Origin of the sequence: Lysinibacillus sphaericus (assembly GCF_005217585.1) — a bacterium.
GTDB classification, from domain to species: Bacteria; Bacillota; Bacilli; order Bacillales_A; family Planococcaceae; genus Lysinibacillus; species Lysinibacillus sphaericus.
The window spans coordinates 1,671,548-1,687,445 of sequence record NZ_SZPT01000002.1 but is presented as its reverse complement, the minus strand read 5'-3'; the positions used below and the strand labels follow the sequence as shown (position 1 = coordinate 1,687,445).

Genomic DNA, 15,898 nt, shown 5'->3' with positions numbered 1-15,898 from the left:
GTATAATAAAATAACTTAAAACATATTAAACCTAGTAAAATTATAAAGATTAAAATGGGGTGACAATAGCATTATGACAGCACCGTTAATTTCTATTCAACAGGTAAGTAAAGCATTTGCTGAGCAGACAGTGCTCCATCAAATTTCATTGGATATACAAAAGGGAGAGGTTATAGCCATCTTAGGAAAAAGTGGCTGTGGCAAGAGTACGTTATTGAATTTAGTAGGTGGATTTGAACAGCCAACTACGGGACAAGTATTGCTAGAAAGTCAGGTTGTAACAAAGGCGAGCAAACGCTGTATGATGCTTATGCAAAATTACGGGTTACTCCCTTGGCGCTCGGTACAAAAAAATGTGGAACTCGCATTAGAAGGAGAAGCGTTATCTAAAGTTGAACGACAGCAACGGGCACAGTATTATTTGAAGCTTGTCGGCTTAGAAAATCGACTAACGGCTTTACCGAGTGAATTATCAGGAGGTATGCAACAGCGGGTCGCGATAGCACGTGCACTCGCAATTCGCCCAGAGGTTATTTTAATGGATGAACCATTTGCTGCACTCGATACTTTTACACGCTATTACTTACAGGACGAGCTTCTTGCCATCCAAAAAAAGGAGCAGACAACCATCTTACTGGTAACCCACGATATAGACGAAGCCATTTACTTGGCGGATCGCATTTTTATTATGAGTCCAAATCCTGGTCGCATTCATCGTGAGCTGTATATACGAAGTGCTAAACCACGAGATCGTTCAGATTCAGAATTTCAGTATTTCCGTGAGATTATTTTCAATGAATTCCAGTTTACCCACCCGCAAGATACGATTGAATATAACATTTAAAATGGAGGATAAAAAATGAAGAAGAAATTAGGCATCTTGCTATTCGTGTTCATGCTATTGTTAACGCTTGCGGCATGTGGGACGGATGACAAAAGTACAGCATCGCAAGCAGAGAGCAATAAAAAAGTTGTGAAAATTGGCTATTTACCAATTACTCATGCAGCACCGCTATATATGCAAACAGATAAAACCTACAAAGGATATGCCATTGAGCTCGTTAAATTTGGGTCATGGCCAGAGCTAATGGATGCTTTAAATACCGGTAAAATTGAAGGCGCATCAGTGCTGATTCAGTTAGCAATGAAGGCCAAGGAACAGGGGATTGACTTAAAGGCAGTTGCTTTAGGGCATCGAGGTGGCAATGTTATCGTGACAGCACCAACAATCAAAAAAGTCGAGGATTTAAAAGGACAAAGTTTTGCAATTCCTAATAAATACTCTACACATAATATTTTGTTGTACCGCATGTTACAGCAAGCGGGATTAAAGTATGAGGATGTCAATGTGGTAGAACTACCGCCTGCAGAAATGCCAGCTGCGCTTGCAGAAGGTCGTATAGCAGGATATGTAGTAGCAGAGCCATTTGGTGCGATTTCTGTGGCGCTTGAAAAAGGCAAGGTATTATTTCAATCGGAGGAATTATGGCCAAATTCAATCGATTGCGGATTAGTACTTCGCCAAGCATTTATCAAAGAAAATAAAGATATTGCCCAACAATTCGTCAAGGATTATGCCGAGGCTGGAGAGCTGATGAATGAGGGAGGAGACCATGCACATGAGGTAGTGGCTAAATATATTAAAGTTGACAAGGATGTTTTAGATTTATCGTTAAATTGGATTTCGTATCATAACTTGAAAATTGAAGCGGATGCGTATGCCATTTTAAGAGATTCATTAATTGAGATGGGGTTATCCGAAAACCCACCAAGCTATGAGGAATTTGTTGATACAACATTATTGGAAGAATAGTAGGTGCATACGTATGAAAAAAATAGGACCTATTTTACTTGGATTTATATTATTGATAGCAGTTTGGCAGCTCGTCTCGATTATGGGGGGGCATGATGCCGCATTATTTCCTCCACCATTGGCTGTTTTGAATGCACTTCTAGTGACCATCAAAGATGGGTCAATATTCGAACATATCCAAATTAGTTTGTTGCGTTTTTTTAGTGGCTATTTATTAGCTGTTGTGGTGGCTGTTATTATCGGCTTAGTTGTCGGAAGGTTGGGGAGAATTTGGGCTGTGCTAGATCCGATTGTGCAAGTACTACGCCCTGTTTCACCCATTGCTTGGTCACCTTTTATCGTGCTATGGTTCGGCATTGGTAATATGCCCGCCATCGTTATTATTTTTATTGCTGCATTTTTCCCGGTGCTATTATCCACGGTGGCAGCAGTGAAAAAAGTTGATGCAACTTACTTACGGATTGCAGCCAATTTCGAAATGTCCCATTTTAATTTATTGCGAAAAATTGTATTTCCGGCGGCATTTCCTATGATTGCAAATGGTCTGCATATGGCATTAGGAAGTGCGTGGATTTTTTTAGTTGCTGGGGAAATGGTAGGAGCGCAATCCGGGCTAGGTTTTTTAATAGTGGATGCACGAAATTCACTTAGTCTTGATTTAGTAATGGCAGCGATTATTGTGATTGGTGTACTCGGCTTACTACTCGATAAATCGATTCGTTATTTTGAACGTTGGGTTGCGAAAATTTGGGGTGGGCAAAGTGCTTAGATCTCTGTAAAGGGTAGAAAAAGAGCTAGTCCAATGAATCATTGGTTAGCTCCGTTTTGAATAGCACGTATTTGAATAGTGTCAATACGTTCGCCCGTTGTTTTGGAATAGTACCCAATTTCTACTCGCTCACCTGATTGGGCATCAACAATTTCTTTATAGCAAGGATCCAAATGCTCACTTCCCCATAAAATCATCGCGTTAAAAACGGATTCCAATGCCTTTCCTGATTCCGTTAAAGAATAGGCGTAGCGTGGTGGGTGTGCTGAATAGAGTGTAGAAGCGACAAGACCTGCTTCTTCTAAAGATTTTAAACGAGCGGACAATAAATTTGCAGAAAGGCCTGGCAAATTTAACTTAATGTCATTAAAGTTTGTTTGACCGATCAATAGCTCATGTAAAATGAGCAATGTCCAACGATCACCGATAATGTTTAAAGTTTGTGCAATATTGCATGGTAAATCATAACGTGTTTTCATAGTGTTCCCTCCAAGCAGTAGTGTAGCACAAATTATAATTTTTAGTAAATTCAGTTGTTTTTATTAAGTAAGTATAATAAAATAACTCACATAAAGAAAAAACAAACTATTCGGAGGTATTTACTATGAGTTTATTTTTGGTAGAATCAACAGTAAGTGAAGTATCAAACAAAGAGCAATTTGCAGCACTAGTAGAGCGTGTAGGGCAAGCACAAGAGGTAACGGTAGTTGAAGTACAAGTGGCGAAGGATTTTAGCCGTGCATACTTTATCTTGGAAGCGCATGAAGAAGCGCAAGCGACAAGCGCACTAACTGCGCAAAACATTCAAATAGATTTAGTCAAAGAAGTTCGTCTAGTTGGAAAAGAGCTTGATGAGGTTAAAACAAATCAAGAAGTCGTGAACTATTTAGTTGAATGGGAAATACCAGCAGAAATTACAATGGATCAATATTTGGCACGTAAAAAGAAAAATTCAGTGCATTATGAAGAAGTACCAGAAGTACATTTTTCTCGCACATATGTATGCGAAGATATGACGAAATGCTTGTGCTTCTATGATGCACCGGATGAAGTCGCTGTAAAACGTGCCCGTGAGGCAGTGCAAACACCAATCACATCGTTAACTGAATTAGCGGATAAGTAGAGGATAGGAGTGGAAACCATGGCAGTAGATGAAGTAGTCTTACAAGCGTTGATTGAAGAAAAATTAAAACCGTTTGTAAAAAAGATTGATGAGGAAGCTTATTATGCGGAGGATTTTTTATTGGCACTCGGCAAAGCGGGATTTTTTGCTTCAATACAAAAGGACGAGCAAACAGTACTACTAGATGAGCTAACGATTGTACAAGAGACGGCGAAAGTTTGTATGACAACTGCATTTTGCCTATGGTGCCACCTTGCAGCTTTAACTTATTTACGTAAAACAGACAATGAACTATTACGCGCAAAGATTTTACCATTACTTGAACGTGGAGAAGTGCTTGGTGCAACGGGTTTATCGAATCCAATGAAGTATTATGCTGGTCTAGAAAAACTACATTTAACAGCACAACGCATCGATGGAGGCTATGTCGTAAATGGTATTTTACCTGCTGTTTCAAACTTAGGAGCCAATCATTGGTTTGGTGCAATTGCTTATAACGGTGAGCAAGAAGTGATGGTTTTTGTAAATACGGACCATGAGCGTATTACATTAAAGGAAAAAAATCACTTCTTAGGCGTAAATGGTAGTGCTACGTATACATGTAAATTTGATAACGTTTTTGTTGGGGATGACTATGTAGTAGCACAAGAAGCAAGCATATTCGTGGATAGTATTCGCCCAACATTTGTACTGTATCAAATTCCACTTGGCTTTGGAGTAGTAGCGGCAGCGATTGAAGGCATAGAAAAGGTCAAGGCCAAGCAAAATGGCTGCAATGAATATTTGCAGGTGCAAGCCGATGAACTAAAAGAGAAACTACAACATTTACAAGCATTACTGCAAGCATTAATACAATCGGGCGACGTTACGTTACAAGCGATTTGTCAGATTCGCTTGCAAGGCGTATATCAAACATTAGCAGCAGTTCAAGCTAACATGCTACATAATGGTTCTGCGGGCTATATTGCTGGAAGTACACCATCACGCAAGCTGCGCGAAGCATATTTCTTAGCGAATTTAACGCCAACCGTTAGACAGCTTGAAAAGATGACGCAGATAGCAAAGGTAGCGAAATAGATCATGTATCAACCTTGACTAGCATTATAGCTAGCCAAGGTTTTTCTTTGCGCTTAGTGCATTGCACCTATCATCAATTTCGAAGCATGTTTATGTCAGAAAAACATACAGTGAATATAGAGCGTAATTAGTAATAGTAGGAAAGGGGATTGCGTGGATAAGTCCAATTCAAATCAAAATAAAAATTTAACCGAAAATGTGAAGGATCAACAACTAGATGCATTTCGTGTCAATAATGATGGAACGAAGATGACGACTAATCAGGGATTAAAAGTATCCAATGATGAAGACTCGTTAAAAGCTGGTGTGCGTGGGCCGACCATTATGGAGGATTTTCATTTTCGGGAAAAAATGACGCATTTTGACCACGAGCGGATTCCCGAAAGAGTCGTGCATGCGAGAGGCTTTGCAGCGCACGGAGAGTTTGAGCTATATGAGTCGATGAAAGAGTATACAAGAGCAAAATTTTTACAAGAGCCTGGAAAAAAGATACCCGTATTTGTTCGCTTTTCAACAGTAGTAGGGAGTTTAGGCTCAATGGATACTGCGCGTGATGTGCGAGGATTTGCAACGAAATTTTATACTGAGGAAGGCAATTATGATTTAGTCGGCAATAATATTCCTGTGTTTTTTATTCAGGATGCGATTAAGTTTCCTGATTTAATTCATGCCGTAAAACCTGAACCTCATAATGATATGCCTCAAGCAGCATCTGCTCATGATACGTTTTGGGATTTTGTCGCTAATAATCAAGAAATTGCCCATATGATTATGTGGGTTATGTCTGATCGAGCAATTCCTAGAAGTTTTCGGATGATGGAAGGCTTTGGTGTGCATACGTTCCGTTTTGTAAATGATAAAGGTCGGTCAAGATTTGTGAAATTTCATTGGAAACCTGTATTAGGTGTACATTCACTTGTTTGGGACGAAGCACAAATTATTGGTGGTAAAGATTCCGATTTTCAACGACGAGATTTATGGGAATCAATTGAAATTGGAGATTATCCAGAGTTCGAGCTTGGCGTCCAGATGATTGAACCGGAGGAAGAGTTTAGATTCGATTTCGATATTTTGGATGCAACGAAATTATGGCCAGAAGAGCTAGTACCTGTAAAAAGAATTGGCAAAATGACTTTAAACCGCAATGTGGACAATGTTTTTGCGGAAACAGAGCAAGTAGCTTTTCACCCAGGAAATGTAGTACCAGGAATTGATTTTACGAATGACCCACTGCTACAAGGGCGTTTGTTTTCATATATTGATACACAGCTTCTTCGTTTAGGTGGACCGAACTTTGCTGAGATTCCGATTAATAGACCCGTTTGCCCGATTCATAATAATCAACGCAATGGCTTCAGTCGCCAGACGATTAATATGGGCAAGGTTAGTTATCATAAAAATTCGCTCGCAGGCAATACGCCTTCAACCTCTACAGCAAAAGAAGGAGGATTTGTGCATTATGAACAAAAGGTTGAGGGACGAATTACAAGAGCGCGTAGTAAATCCTTCGACGATCATTTCTCACAAGCTCGACTATTTTGGAATAGCATGTCGCCACCTGAAAAACAGCATATCATCGATGCTTTTAGTTTCGAGGTAGGCAAGGTCAAAAGTAAATCGGTGCGGCAGCAAGTTGTGGATATGTTTGTCCATGTTGATAAAGCGATGGCAATAACGATTGCGGATAATGTTGGCGTCAATCGACCAACAGGCGAGCAATCCAAGGTTACGGCATCATCACCCGCTTTGAGTCAGGCAAATACAGTAAAACTGCCTCAAACACTTAAAGTTGGTGTTTTGATTGGTGATGGATTTGATGCTAATGAGGTTGGGGAAGTGCTGAAATATTTAACAAGGCAAGGGGTTCGTTATAGCATAATATCGGATAGACTTGGTGTCGTAACTGCAAATAATGGTGTGCAGTTAATGGCAAGTGAAACGTTTATTACGACAGATGCAGTACTTTTTGACTCCCTGTATGTTGTGGGTGTTCGAGCAGATAATCAAGCAAAGTTTAACACCTATATCGTCAATTATATTAATGAGGCATACCGACATTACAAACCAATTGGAATTGCTGCAACAGGCACGACATTTTTTAATATGTCGAATGCAAACGTTGGACCAGGTATTGTGTTAGCAACTGGAAATGCAGGGTTTGCTAAAAAATTTGTCGATGCTATTGCCCAGCAACGTTTTTGGCAACGTAATATTTATTGAGTTGAAGTCATTTTAGGGAACGCACTACTCGTAACGAGCCACAACAGCATAGCAAAAAAGTGTTAGATTGATTGAAGTCAATCTAACACTTTTTCTCTTTTGTCCTAGTCTCTTTCAGTCTTTCATTATATCGTATATACTTGTATGGACTATATTTTGAGAGAGGGACCAATATTATGAAGTACATAAGGAAAATAATAATATTTTTTGTTGTGCTTGTCTGCTTCTTCATAGCTACATCAGATGAGGCTTTTGCAGCAAAGGCGACAAAATTTTACGAATCTAGTAATGCTAAAGGTATTACGGTCATTAACTATCATTCGTTTGGGGATTATAAGGAAATAGCAAATATTAATATTACAGAAAAGCTCTTTCGTGAGCAACTGAAGATGCTAAAGGATAACGGCTATACAACAATTACGGAGGATCAGCTTATCGCTTATTTACAAGGCCACGGTCGTATTCCAGAGAAATCTGTATTTTTAACGATAGACGATGGCTATGAAAGCGTTTATAAGATAGCGTATCCTATTTTAAAAGAAATGGGTATGCAAGCAACATTATTTGTGATTGCCAATGACGTAGAAATAGGCTTCAGAAAAAATGTACCAATGGCGAATTGGCAGCAAATTAAGGAAATGTCCGACTCTGGCATTATTCATATCGGAAACCATACATATGACTTACATTGGCGTGGTAAAAATGACACAGCAAAACATGAGGCCATGATACTTAATCAAAAGAAAAATGGAGAGCCCCTTACAAATGACGAGCGTCGACGATACATTCAAGAGGATGTTATAAAGGCGCATCAATTAATCGAAAAATATACAGGGAAAGCACCAAAATCCTTTGCTTACCCATATGGTGTGTATGATCGAATTGCAGAGCAAGCTGTAAAAGAAGCGGGTTATACAATCGATTATTCTACACAAGGTGGTTATAATCTATTTGGTCAAGGAACTGTCCATATTAAACGAATTGACTCTAGCAATCGTGTATCGGCAAATGAGTTAAAAAAGATTTTACAAAAATATTTATCACAGGCAGAACAACAATATTATCACCGAGATATTCAAGTAGAGGCAAAAGTTGCAGCAAATAAAGTTATGCTAAAAGCTTGGTTGAAAAGTGATATGAATAAAGGCAAGCTCCATGCTAAAGAAGCGCGTTTTGAGCTTTATAAAATGGTAAATGGAGAACGTCAACTTCAGCGTAACTTTGGCAGTTACAGAGTGGCAGCAAGCACGAATGCACGAGCAATGTCAACAGAAGAAAACATTTCAAATTACGAAGCTGGAGGATATTCTGTTAAAACAATTCTTATAAAGCAAGACGGAAGTAAAGAAGTTTTCTGGATTAATTTTAATAAATAGAATCGCGGGTAACTCGCCTTGCATCGCGGGTAAAGTACAGTATTTCGCGGATAAACCGTCTTGAATCGCGGGTATTGCACCATATTTCGCGGGTAACACACGTGGCCTTATATGTCATTGCATTCAAATTTTGTAAATGTTAAGGTGGTAAATGAGGTGAAAAAAGTGAAACAATTTGATATTGCAATTATTGGTGCAGGTCCAGGGGGATACGTTGCAGCCATCCATGCAGCTAAAAGTGGGATGAAAGTAGCTTTAGTAGAGCGTCATAAAGTGGGAGGAGCTTGCTATAATGTTGGCTGTATTCCTTCGAAAATTATGTTAGAACATAGTAAGCTCGTGCAGGAGATACAACGAGGCAATGATTGGGGCATTGAAACGCCAGCTTTGAATGTGAATTTCCCACGCTTAATGCAGCGTAAAAATGCTGTTATCCAAGAGCTTTTAGAAAATATTGAACACTTTATCGTGAGCAATCACATTACATTTTATCGTGGTGAGGCGACGGTTGCTGCCGATTTAACGGTAACGGTTAATCAAGAGACCTTTTTAGCAAAGGACATTATTTTAGCAACTGGTAGTAAGCCATTTGTGCCACCATTTAAAGGGTTGGAAAGCGCCACTTATTATACAACGGATACTTTTTTCGATATAGAAGAACTTCCACAACAGCTAACGATTATCGGTGGTGGTGTTATTGCAGTGGAAATGGCATTTAGCTTGGCACCACTCGGGACGAAAGTAAGAATGTTGAATCATAGTGAAGATATTTTACAGACAGAAGAACCTGATGCTCGACCAATAATTCGAGAAAAGATGAAAAAACTCGGTATTGAACTTATTACCGATTTCCAATTTGAGCATTTTAATGGAAATGAAATTCATACATCTAAAGGCATTTATACATACGAGCACTTATTATTTGCCACGGGGCGTCGCCCAAATACGGAAATTGCCCAGCAGCTTGGACTTGGTTTTGATGGTCGATTAATTGCTGTAAATAAACATTATGAAACGAGTCAACCACATATTTATGCCATAGGTGACTTAGTTGGAGGCTACCAGCTAGCTCATGCTGCTAGTGCAGAGGGTATCTATGTTGTAGACCATATTTTAGGGGCAAAACGCACGTTGATTGACCAAGCACTAATTCCTCGTTGCGTCTATACACAGCCTGAAATTGCGACATTCGGCTTGCTAGAAGATCAAGTTGAACAAGCGTATACAGTGACAAAACTACCGATTAACACGAACTCAAAAGCGTTGATGGAGGGCAATGAAGAAGGTTTTGTTAAGCTTATTGCAACGAAAGAGGATGGACATATTTTAGGAGCGTGTGTGGTAGCTGATGGTGCAACTGAAATGCTCAACGCCATTTTAGCAACGAAAAATGCTGGAGGTACAGTAAAAGTATTGGCAGACATGATATTTCCTCATCCAACAGTATCAGAGCATATTGGTGATGCCGCAAAAGCTGTATTTGGCAAAGCGATACATCAATAAAATAATAAAGAGTTGCCACATGTTAGTTGTGGCAACTCTTTATTATTTTCTAAATTCCTATAAAGTTTATTGACTTTATAAAATATTATGTTAAATTAAATTTATAAGATTACTCGGTATTAAATTATGCTGACTAGATATCTAGAGGCTTCCATTTACACAGCAATTTTCCTGTTGACTGTAAATAGAAGCCTCTTTGTTTTAGTGCAATGTCCATTGCGGAGCTTTGATTTAATTGATTACAAACACGATAAAGGGAGTGTTCTATATGACAAATGTAGTGATTATAAATGGTAGCAATACAAGGAATTCACGTGTAACGGCCATTCAAGAAAAGGTTGAACGTTTTTTTACCGCGCACAGTGTAGCACTACACACAAATTATGTACATGAGCTGCCTGCGGATGCGTTAATAACAGCAAACTATGCAAACGATGACATTATAGCAGAAAATAAAAAGGTTGAGGAGGCAGATATTGTAGTCATTTTAACACCGATTTATAAAGCATCTTATACAGGCATCTTAAAAACCTATTTAGATTTATTGCCACAAAAAGCATTGGTTGGGAAAACAGTTTTACCAATAGCAGTGGGAGGCTCTATTGGCCATTTACTAGCGTTAGAATATGCTCTTAAACCTATCTTGGCAGTATTAGGTGCTATTAATATTGCCCATTCCGTATATATTGTCGACAAACAAATTATTCGTCTAGAGAATGGGAACTTTGCCATTGAAGATGATGCAAATAATCGACTAGAAGCTGAACTTAATAAATTACAAAACATTGTTGCGATTAATTAACAATAAAAACGTGTTAGATTGATTGCCATCAATCTAACACGTTTTGCTATGCCCTTGTGTTATTAATTTATTTCCGGTTCTTCCAATAACGAGTCTTTATCCGCCGGTGTTGTAGAAAGATATAAGAAAGCCTCATCTTGTAATAACAATAATTTCTCTTCACATATACCGTGCGATAATGCTCCTGAAAAAATGGATTCCCACCAAGTTCCTGTTGTCGTTGTCATTTATCTACGCCCCCGTTTCGATGTTTAATATGTAATTGTATATTTCCCGAGATTCTCAAAATAAAACATGGCATCCTTAGTTACTATTTCTGTTTTTTTACAGCACCACCTATTTCAGAAAGAGGATTTTTGACCTTAAATGTTGTATCGTATAGTCAAAGATAGTTTGTTTCAAAAAAGACAGAACTATGTATCGCATTTTAAAAAAAGGGGTGTTTTTTTATGAATTTTACGCCACAAGATGTTGAAAATATGATTACAGAGCAGCGCCAATTTTATTTTTCTCGCGCTACAAAAGATGTAAAGTTTCGCAAACAACAATTATTGAAACTAAAAAAATCTATTTTAAAGTATGAAAAAGATATTTTGAATGCGTTGTATTTAGACTTAAGAAAAAGCGAGTTTGAGGCATATGCAACAGAAATAGGTATTGTCCTTGAAAGTATTTCTTATATGGTGAAAAATCTGGAAGAATGGATGAAGCCTGAAACAGTTAAAACACCGATTCAACTTCAAATGGGAAAAAGTTTTATTGTTCGAGAACCGTATGGCGTCACATTAATTATCGGGCCTTTTAATTACCCATTTCAGCTTGTTATAGAGCCGCTCATTGGCGCAATTATTGGCGGCAATACGGCTATTGTAAAACCATCGGAAACGTCTGTGCATACCGCCAATATTGTAAAGAAAATAATTGAAGAAACATTCGAGCCTTCCTATATTCGTGTTGTAGAAGGAGAGAAAGACGAAGTGAATGCACTGATTCACGCTTCATTTGACTATATATTCTTTACTGGCAGTGTAGCTGTCGGTAAAGTAGTGGCAAAAGCCGCAGCTGAACGATTAACGCCGATTGCGCTTGAACTTGGGGGCAAAAGCCCAGCAATTGTTGACCAAACGGCTAATTTGGAAGTGGCTGCTAAACGTATAGCATGGGGGAAATTCACAAATACTGGTCAAACCTGTGTAGCGCCAGACTATTTACTTGTCCATAAAGACGTTTATGACCGATTTATGAAGTTGTTCAAGGATACGATTCGTTCTTTCTATGGAAAAAATGCACTCAAAAGCCCTGATTACGGTCGCATTGTGAATTTAAGACAATTTGATCGACTTCAACAAATTTTAGTAGAGGAACGAGACACAATTACATATGGTGGTCGAACAGACCGTGATGACTTATATATTGAGCCAACCATTATTGAATATGTAAAGTGGTCAAGTCCCTCAATGCAAGATGAGCTTTTTGGACCGATTTTACCTGTTATGGTATATGATGATTTGCGTCTTGCTATTCATCAAATTCGTCAACTTCCTAAGCCTTTAGCGGCATATTTTTTCTCGGAACATGAAAAAGCGATTCAATACTTTTTAGAAGAATTGCCATTTGGAGGAGGCTGTATAAATGATACGGTAACTCATGTAGGAAATCAGCATTTGCCATTTGGAGGAGTTGGTCCTTCGGGGGTGAATGCATATCATGGCAAGGCAAGTTTTGAAAATTTTACACATCCAAAATCAATATTAAAAAAATCATCAAAGCTCGAAACGAATGTTCTTTTTCCGCCATATAAACAAAAGGTTAAGCTTATTCGTACGATCATGAAGTAAAAAAGTAGGAGGTGTCTATCGACTTTAGACACCTCCTACTTTTTAGTTTTCTGCTTGTGGCAGTTTTATTTTAATCGTTGTTCCACAGTTAATTTTACTTTCAATTGCAATGGTTCCACCATGTTCTTGAATAATCTTGTTTGTAATGAGCATACCAAGCCCAGTCCCTGTGGATTTGGTAGTATAAAAGGGCTCATATACACGTTTAATCAATGCCTCTGACATCCCAACTCCATTATCTGTAATCGTCACCATATTCAACCCTTCAGCATCTTTGGCAATGTAAATAATAATTTCTCCATTTGCTGTATGTGCCTCAATCGCTTCAATGGCATTTTTAATAATATTGATGAATACTTGTTTCAGCTGATTTTCATTAGCCAGTATTCGATTATTATCACTAACGATATGCATTGAAAAAGTGATGTTATGTTTTTGAAATTCAAGGTGAAACAATTGGCTAATGTTATTGATGACTTCATCAATTGATACAACTTTTAATTGTTCGACATGAGGTTTTGACAACACTAAAAATTCACCAATAATTAAGTTAATCCGCTCGATTTCAGATTGAATGATTTCCGTATACGCGTAACAAGTGGAGTCTTTTTCCGTACTCATCATTTGCACAAAACCAGAGATAACGGCCATTGGATTGCGGATTTCATGTGCCACGCCAGCAGCAATCTCACCTGCCAGTTTTAGCTTTTCGGATTGTAGTAAAAGTTGTTCATTGACCTTTTTATAAGATATATCACGTGAAATAGCAGAGACCGCAATCATTTTGTTTGTACGATCATAAATAGGTGAAAGTGAAATTTCTACATCAAAAACCGTACCATCTTTTCGCATATCCTGTGTTTCTATCAGCTTAAAGCTTTTTCCTTCTAATAAACTTGCATAGCGTTGTTCCGCCTCTAAAACATTTTCTGGAGGAACGAGTGGGATGGTTTTGCCAACACATTCGGCTCTTGTCCAACCGTATACTTCTTCAAAGGCAGGGTTTACATCGATAATACGATTATCTAAACTAAAAACCGCGATGCAATCATTTGCATGCTGAAAAAATAAATGCAAATAGGCTTCTTGAGACAGCAACTCTTGTTTTTTTTGAGAGTTTATTTCATTGAGTCGATACCAAAAGTGTTGTAAATGTCGCGATTGAATCCAGCCGATAATTGTAAGTAACACTATAACGAAAACAAAGGTTTCAATATACTGAAAATGCCCAATGGAATCAGTAGAAATACGGTGATAAAAAGATAGTGCTATAATTTCCAGTAAAGAAATAATACTAATAAGGGTATTTAGTTTTATCGATTGATAAATCGTCATTAATAATATAAAGAAAATAAAGGAAATAAAATTAGGTAAGGAAAAGCTAATGATATTAGGATATAGAATAGCCATATTCCCTGATATGATGATTACCCACTGCATAGCTACTGGTTTAATGTTAAAAACTTTTCCGGCTAATAACGGTAAAAGCAAAAGGAGCATTATACCAATTAGTACCTCGAGGCTACTATAAATATTTAGCATAATGAGCACGCCATAGGCAAAAATCGCTGTCACATAAAATAGCAAGACAATTTCATTACGCATACGTAATAATTCCATTTGTTGCAAATTTAGCACCTCAATTTTTAGGATATTCTCATAATACATGATTCATTGTTGTCGATAAATGCCGATTTTTGATAAGATAGGGAAAATTCAGCTTGATTTTATGAATGATAGCGTTTTCATTTAAAAAACGTTACAGGAGGCATTTCATTTCTAGGCGAATAAGTAGTAAAATAAATTCATTAGATTAGTGGGGGTATTCATATTGTTATTTTTTGTCGAAAAAACAAGAAATAATGAATGAGTGTTGAGATTGATTGGAGGACTATGAAATGTATGCAGAGGAATTGTTAAGTGCATTACCTTTGAAAAAAATAATTGGCGTGTTACCAGACCAAGTGACGGATATTGTGATTGATTCTCGAAGTGTGCAGCCGAACAGCATGTTTGTTTGTATTAAAGGTTACACAGTAGATGGCCATAATTATGCACAAAAAGCTGTTGAGGGTGGTGCAACAATTGTTGTTACGGAACGTGAACTACCATTAGCAGACGCAATTGCACAAGTTATTGTGAAGGATACAGATCGTGCAGTCGGTTTGTTGGCTGCTAAGTTTTTTGACTATCCTTCAAAGGATATGACAATGATTGGTGTAACAGGGACAAATGGTAAAACATCTGTAACAGGTATTATTCAAAATATTATGCACGGCATGGGCGAGAAATCTGCACTATCAGGTACTATAGGCTTTAATTTAAATGGTATTTTATATGAATCTGCAAATACTACGAGCGATGCATTATCGACACAACAAATGATTTTTCGTGCGAAAATGGAAGGCTGTCGTTTAATGACAATGGAGGTATCATCACATGGATTAGCACTGGGCCGTTTGGCAGGTGTCGATTATGATGTTGCTATTTTTACAAATCTTACACATGATCATCTTGATTTCCATGGTACGATGGAGGAATATGGGAATGCAAAAGGCTTATTATTCTCTCAACTTGGACAAGATTTAGAAAAAAATAAATTCGTGGTGCTCAATGCTGATGATGCTTGGTCAGAACGCTATGCTGCAATGACGCCATTCCCAGTATGGACATACGGATTAAACAATGAGACAGCAGATTTTCGTGCCGTGAACTGTGAATATCATGATTACATGACTTCATTTGATGTCATTATGCCTGAAGGGATATTCCCTGTTAAAATGCATTTATTAGGTGAGTTCAATATTTACAATGTTCTTGCTGCGATGGTTGCTTTTTATGGCAGAGGCTATTCAATGGATACGATTATTGAACAAATAGAGCAACTACCGCCAGTTAAAGGACGTATGGAAAAAGTATGCTCTGATTTACCTGTACAAATTTTTGTCGATTATGCACACACACCGGATGCGATTGAAAAGGCTATTGCAGCAGCTACACCTTATAAAAAAGGTAAGCTTATTTTCTTAGTTGGTACAGGTGGTAATCGCGATAAATCAAAACGCCCTGCAATGGCTGAAAAGGCATCAGCAGCAGATTATGTGATTTTAACGACAGATGATCCACGTTATGAGGATTACGATAGTATTACAGGTGATCTTGCAAAAGGAATGTTGCATAAAAATTATGCATGTATCGGAGACAGAGCAGAAGCAGTGCGACATGCAATAGAAGTAGCTGAACCTGGGGATATGATTATTTTTGCTGGTAAAGGCCATGAAGATTATCAAATTATCGAAAATACGAAATATCCACATAGTGATGCTGAAATTGCGATTAAGGCTGGACAATTGAAATTTGTATAAATTTACAATGGA

Annotated in this window: 14 protein-coding genes; 11 read left to right on the top strand and 3 right to left on the bottom strand. The window is 38.0% G+C overall.

All coding sequences use genetic code 11. The features are described from left to right. Positions 1–73: 73 nt before the first annotated feature. Genes FC748_RS13605 through FC748_RS13595 form a run of 3 tightly spaced genes read left to right on the top strand, consistent with a single transcriptional unit; the run spans position 74 to position 2,582 of the window. The gene (locus FC748_RS13605) at positions 74–844 is read left to right on the top strand and encodes an ABC transporter ATP-binding protein (RefSeq protein WP_024362565.1); all 771 of its coding nucleotides are present in this window, start codon (positions 74–76) and stop codon (positions 842–844) included. Positions 845–859: 15 nt separating this feature from the next. Next, positions 860–1,813: an ABC transporter substrate-binding protein gene (locus tag FC748_RS13600; protein ID WP_108029448.1), complete on the top strand. Its 954-nt coding sequence runs from the start codon at positions 860–862 to the stop codon at positions 1,811–1,813. A gap of 13 nt (positions 1,814–1,826) precedes the next feature. Continuing rightward, a complete protein-coding gene (locus FC748_RS13595) occupies positions 1,827–2,582 on the top strand; it encodes an ABC transporter permease (RefSeq protein WP_038509438.1) in 756 nt (251 codons plus the stop codon). 38 nt (positions 2,583–2,620) lie between these two features. Here the strand turns inward: FC748_RS13595 and FC748_RS13590 are convergent, their stop codons facing one another. After that, positions 2,621–3,061 (bottom strand): winged helix-turn-helix transcriptional regulator, encoded by a 441-nt coding sequence (locus FC748_RS13590; protein WP_025218694.1) that lies wholly within the window; start codon positions 3,059–3,061, stop codon positions 2,621–2,623. A 125-nt stretch (positions 3,062–3,186) separates the two neighbouring features. On the opposite strand from FC748_RS13590, the gene FC748_RS13585 reads away from it, so the two are divergent. The 6 genes from FC748_RS13585 to ssuE all read left to right on the top strand — a co-directional run bounded on the left by FC748_RS13585 (position 3,187) and on the right by ssuE (position 10,683). Further along, positions 3,187–3,705, top strand: coding sequence for a DUF4242 domain-containing protein (locus FC748_RS13585; RefSeq protein WP_108029449.1), 519 nt, complete (start codon positions 3,187–3,189; stop codon positions 3,703–3,705). Positions 3,706–3,723: 18 nt separating this feature from the next. Continuing rightward, positions 3,724–4,782 carry an acyl-CoA dehydrogenase family protein gene (locus tag FC748_RS13580; RefSeq protein ID WP_108029450.1) on the top strand — a complete coding sequence of 353 codons (1,059 nt, stop codon included), beginning with the start codon at positions 3,724–3,726 and terminating at the stop codon, positions 4,780–4,782. A gap of 153 nt (positions 4,783–4,935) precedes the next feature. After that, positions 4,936–7,002, top strand: coding sequence for a catalase (locus FC748_RS13575; RefSeq protein ID WP_108029451.1), 2,067 nt, complete (start codon positions 4,936–4,938; stop codon positions 7,000–7,002). 176 nt (positions 7,003–7,178) lie between these two features. Then, positions 7,179–8,378 carry a polysaccharide deacetylase family protein gene (locus FC748_RS13570; RefSeq protein ID WP_108029452.1) on the top strand — a complete coding sequence of 400 codons (1,200 nt, stop codon included), beginning with the start codon at positions 7,179–7,181 and terminating at the stop codon, positions 8,376–8,378. A gap of 111 nt (positions 8,379–8,489) precedes the next feature. Then, positions 8,490–9,881: a dihydrolipoyl dehydrogenase gene (gene lpdA / locus FC748_RS13565; protein ID WP_108029453.1), complete on the top strand. Its 1,392-nt coding sequence runs from the start codon at positions 8,490–8,492 to the stop codon at positions 9,879–9,881. 268 nt (positions 9,882–10,149) lie between these two features. Beyond that, a complete protein-coding gene (gene ssuE, locus FC748_RS13560; protein ID WP_024362277.1) occupies positions 10,150–10,683 on the top strand; it encodes an NADPH-dependent FMN reductase in 534 nt (177 codons plus the stop codon). A 62-nt stretch (positions 10,684–10,745) separates the two neighbouring features. On the opposite strand, the gene FC748_RS22115 is transcribed toward ssuE, so the two are convergent. Then, positions 10,746–10,910, bottom strand: a complete 165-nt coding sequence (locus FC748_RS22115) for a hypothetical protein (RefSeq protein WP_162832713.1) — start codon at positions 10,908–10,910, stop codon at positions 10,746–10,748. Between the two features lie 222 nt (positions 10,911–11,132). Between FC748_RS22115 and FC748_RS13555 the strand changes: the two genes are divergently transcribed. Beyond that, on the top strand, positions 11,133–12,521 hold the full coding sequence (locus FC748_RS13555; RefSeq protein ID WP_108029454.1) for an aldehyde dehydrogenase: 1,389 nt from the start codon (positions 11,133–11,135) through the stop codon (positions 12,519–12,521). 42 nt (positions 12,522–12,563) lie between these two features. Here FC748_RS13555 and FC748_RS13550 read toward each other — a convergent pair whose 3' ends face one another. Next, entirely contained in the window at positions 12,564–14,141 is a 1,578-nt protein-coding gene (locus FC748_RS13550) for a two-component system sensor histidine kinase NtrB (RefSeq protein WP_193768764.1), read from the bottom strand. Between the two features lie 278 nt (positions 14,142–14,419). Here FC748_RS13550 and FC748_RS13545 point away from each other — a divergent pair, with 278 nt between their 5' ends. Continuing rightward, positions 14,420–15,886 carry a UDP-N-acetylmuramoyl-L-alanyl-D-glutamate--2,6-diaminopimelate ligase gene (locus FC748_RS13545; protein WP_024362274.1) on the top strand — a complete coding sequence of 489 codons (1,467 nt, stop codon included), beginning with the start codon at positions 14,420–14,422 and terminating at the stop codon, positions 15,884–15,886. The last annotated feature ends 12 nt before the right edge of the window (positions 15,887–15,898 follow it).

Bases quoted from the DNA above. Each gene is read 5' to 3' on its own strand.
- ssuE (WP_024362277.1), top strand. From the start codon at position 10,150: ATGACAAATGTAGTGATTATAAATGGTAGCAATACAAGGAATTCACGT.
- FC748_RS13595 (WP_038509438.1), top strand. From the start codon at position 1,827: ATGAAAAAAATAGGACCTATTTTACTTGGATTTATATTATTGATAGCA.
- FC748_RS13570 (WP_108029452.1), top strand. From the start codon at position 7,179: ATGAAGTACATAAGGAAAATAATAATATTTTTTGTTGTGCTTGTCTGC.
- FC748_RS13555 (WP_108029454.1), top strand. From the start codon at position 11,133: ATGAATTTTACGCCACAAGATGTTGAAAATATGATTACAGAGCAGCGC.
- FC748_RS13590 (WP_025218694.1), bottom strand. From the start codon at position 3,061: ATGAAAACACGTTATGATTTACCATGCAATATTGCACAAACTTTAAAC.
- FC748_RS13585 (WP_108029449.1), top strand. From the start codon at position 3,187: ATGAGTTTATTTTTGGTAGAATCAACAGTAAGTGAAGTATCAAACAAA.
- FC748_RS13605 (WP_024362565.1), top strand. From the start codon at position 74: ATGACAGCACCGTTAATTTCTATTCAACAGGTAAGTAAAGCATTTGCT.
- FC748_RS13580 (WP_108029450.1), top strand. From the start codon at position 3,724: ATGGCAGTAGATGAAGTAGTCTTACAAGCGTTGATTGAAGAAAAATTA.
- lpdA (WP_108029453.1), top strand. From the start codon at position 8,490: ATGTCATTGCATTCAAATTTTGTAAATGTTAAGGTGGTAAATGAGGTG.
- FC748_RS13545 (WP_024362274.1), top strand. From the start codon at position 14,420: ATGTATGCAGAGGAATTGTTAAGTGCATTACCTTTGAAAAAAATAATT.
- FC748_RS22115 (WP_162832713.1), bottom strand. From the start codon at position 10,910: ATGACAACGACAACAGGAACTTGGTGGGAATCCATTTTTTCAGGAGCA.
- FC748_RS13550 (WP_193768764.1), bottom strand. From the start codon at position 14,141: ATGGAATTATTACGTATGCGTAATGAAATTGTCTTGCTATTTTATGTG.
- FC748_RS13600 (WP_108029448.1), top strand. From the start codon at position 860: ATGAAGAAGAAATTAGGCATCTTGCTATTCGTGTTCATGCTATTGTTA.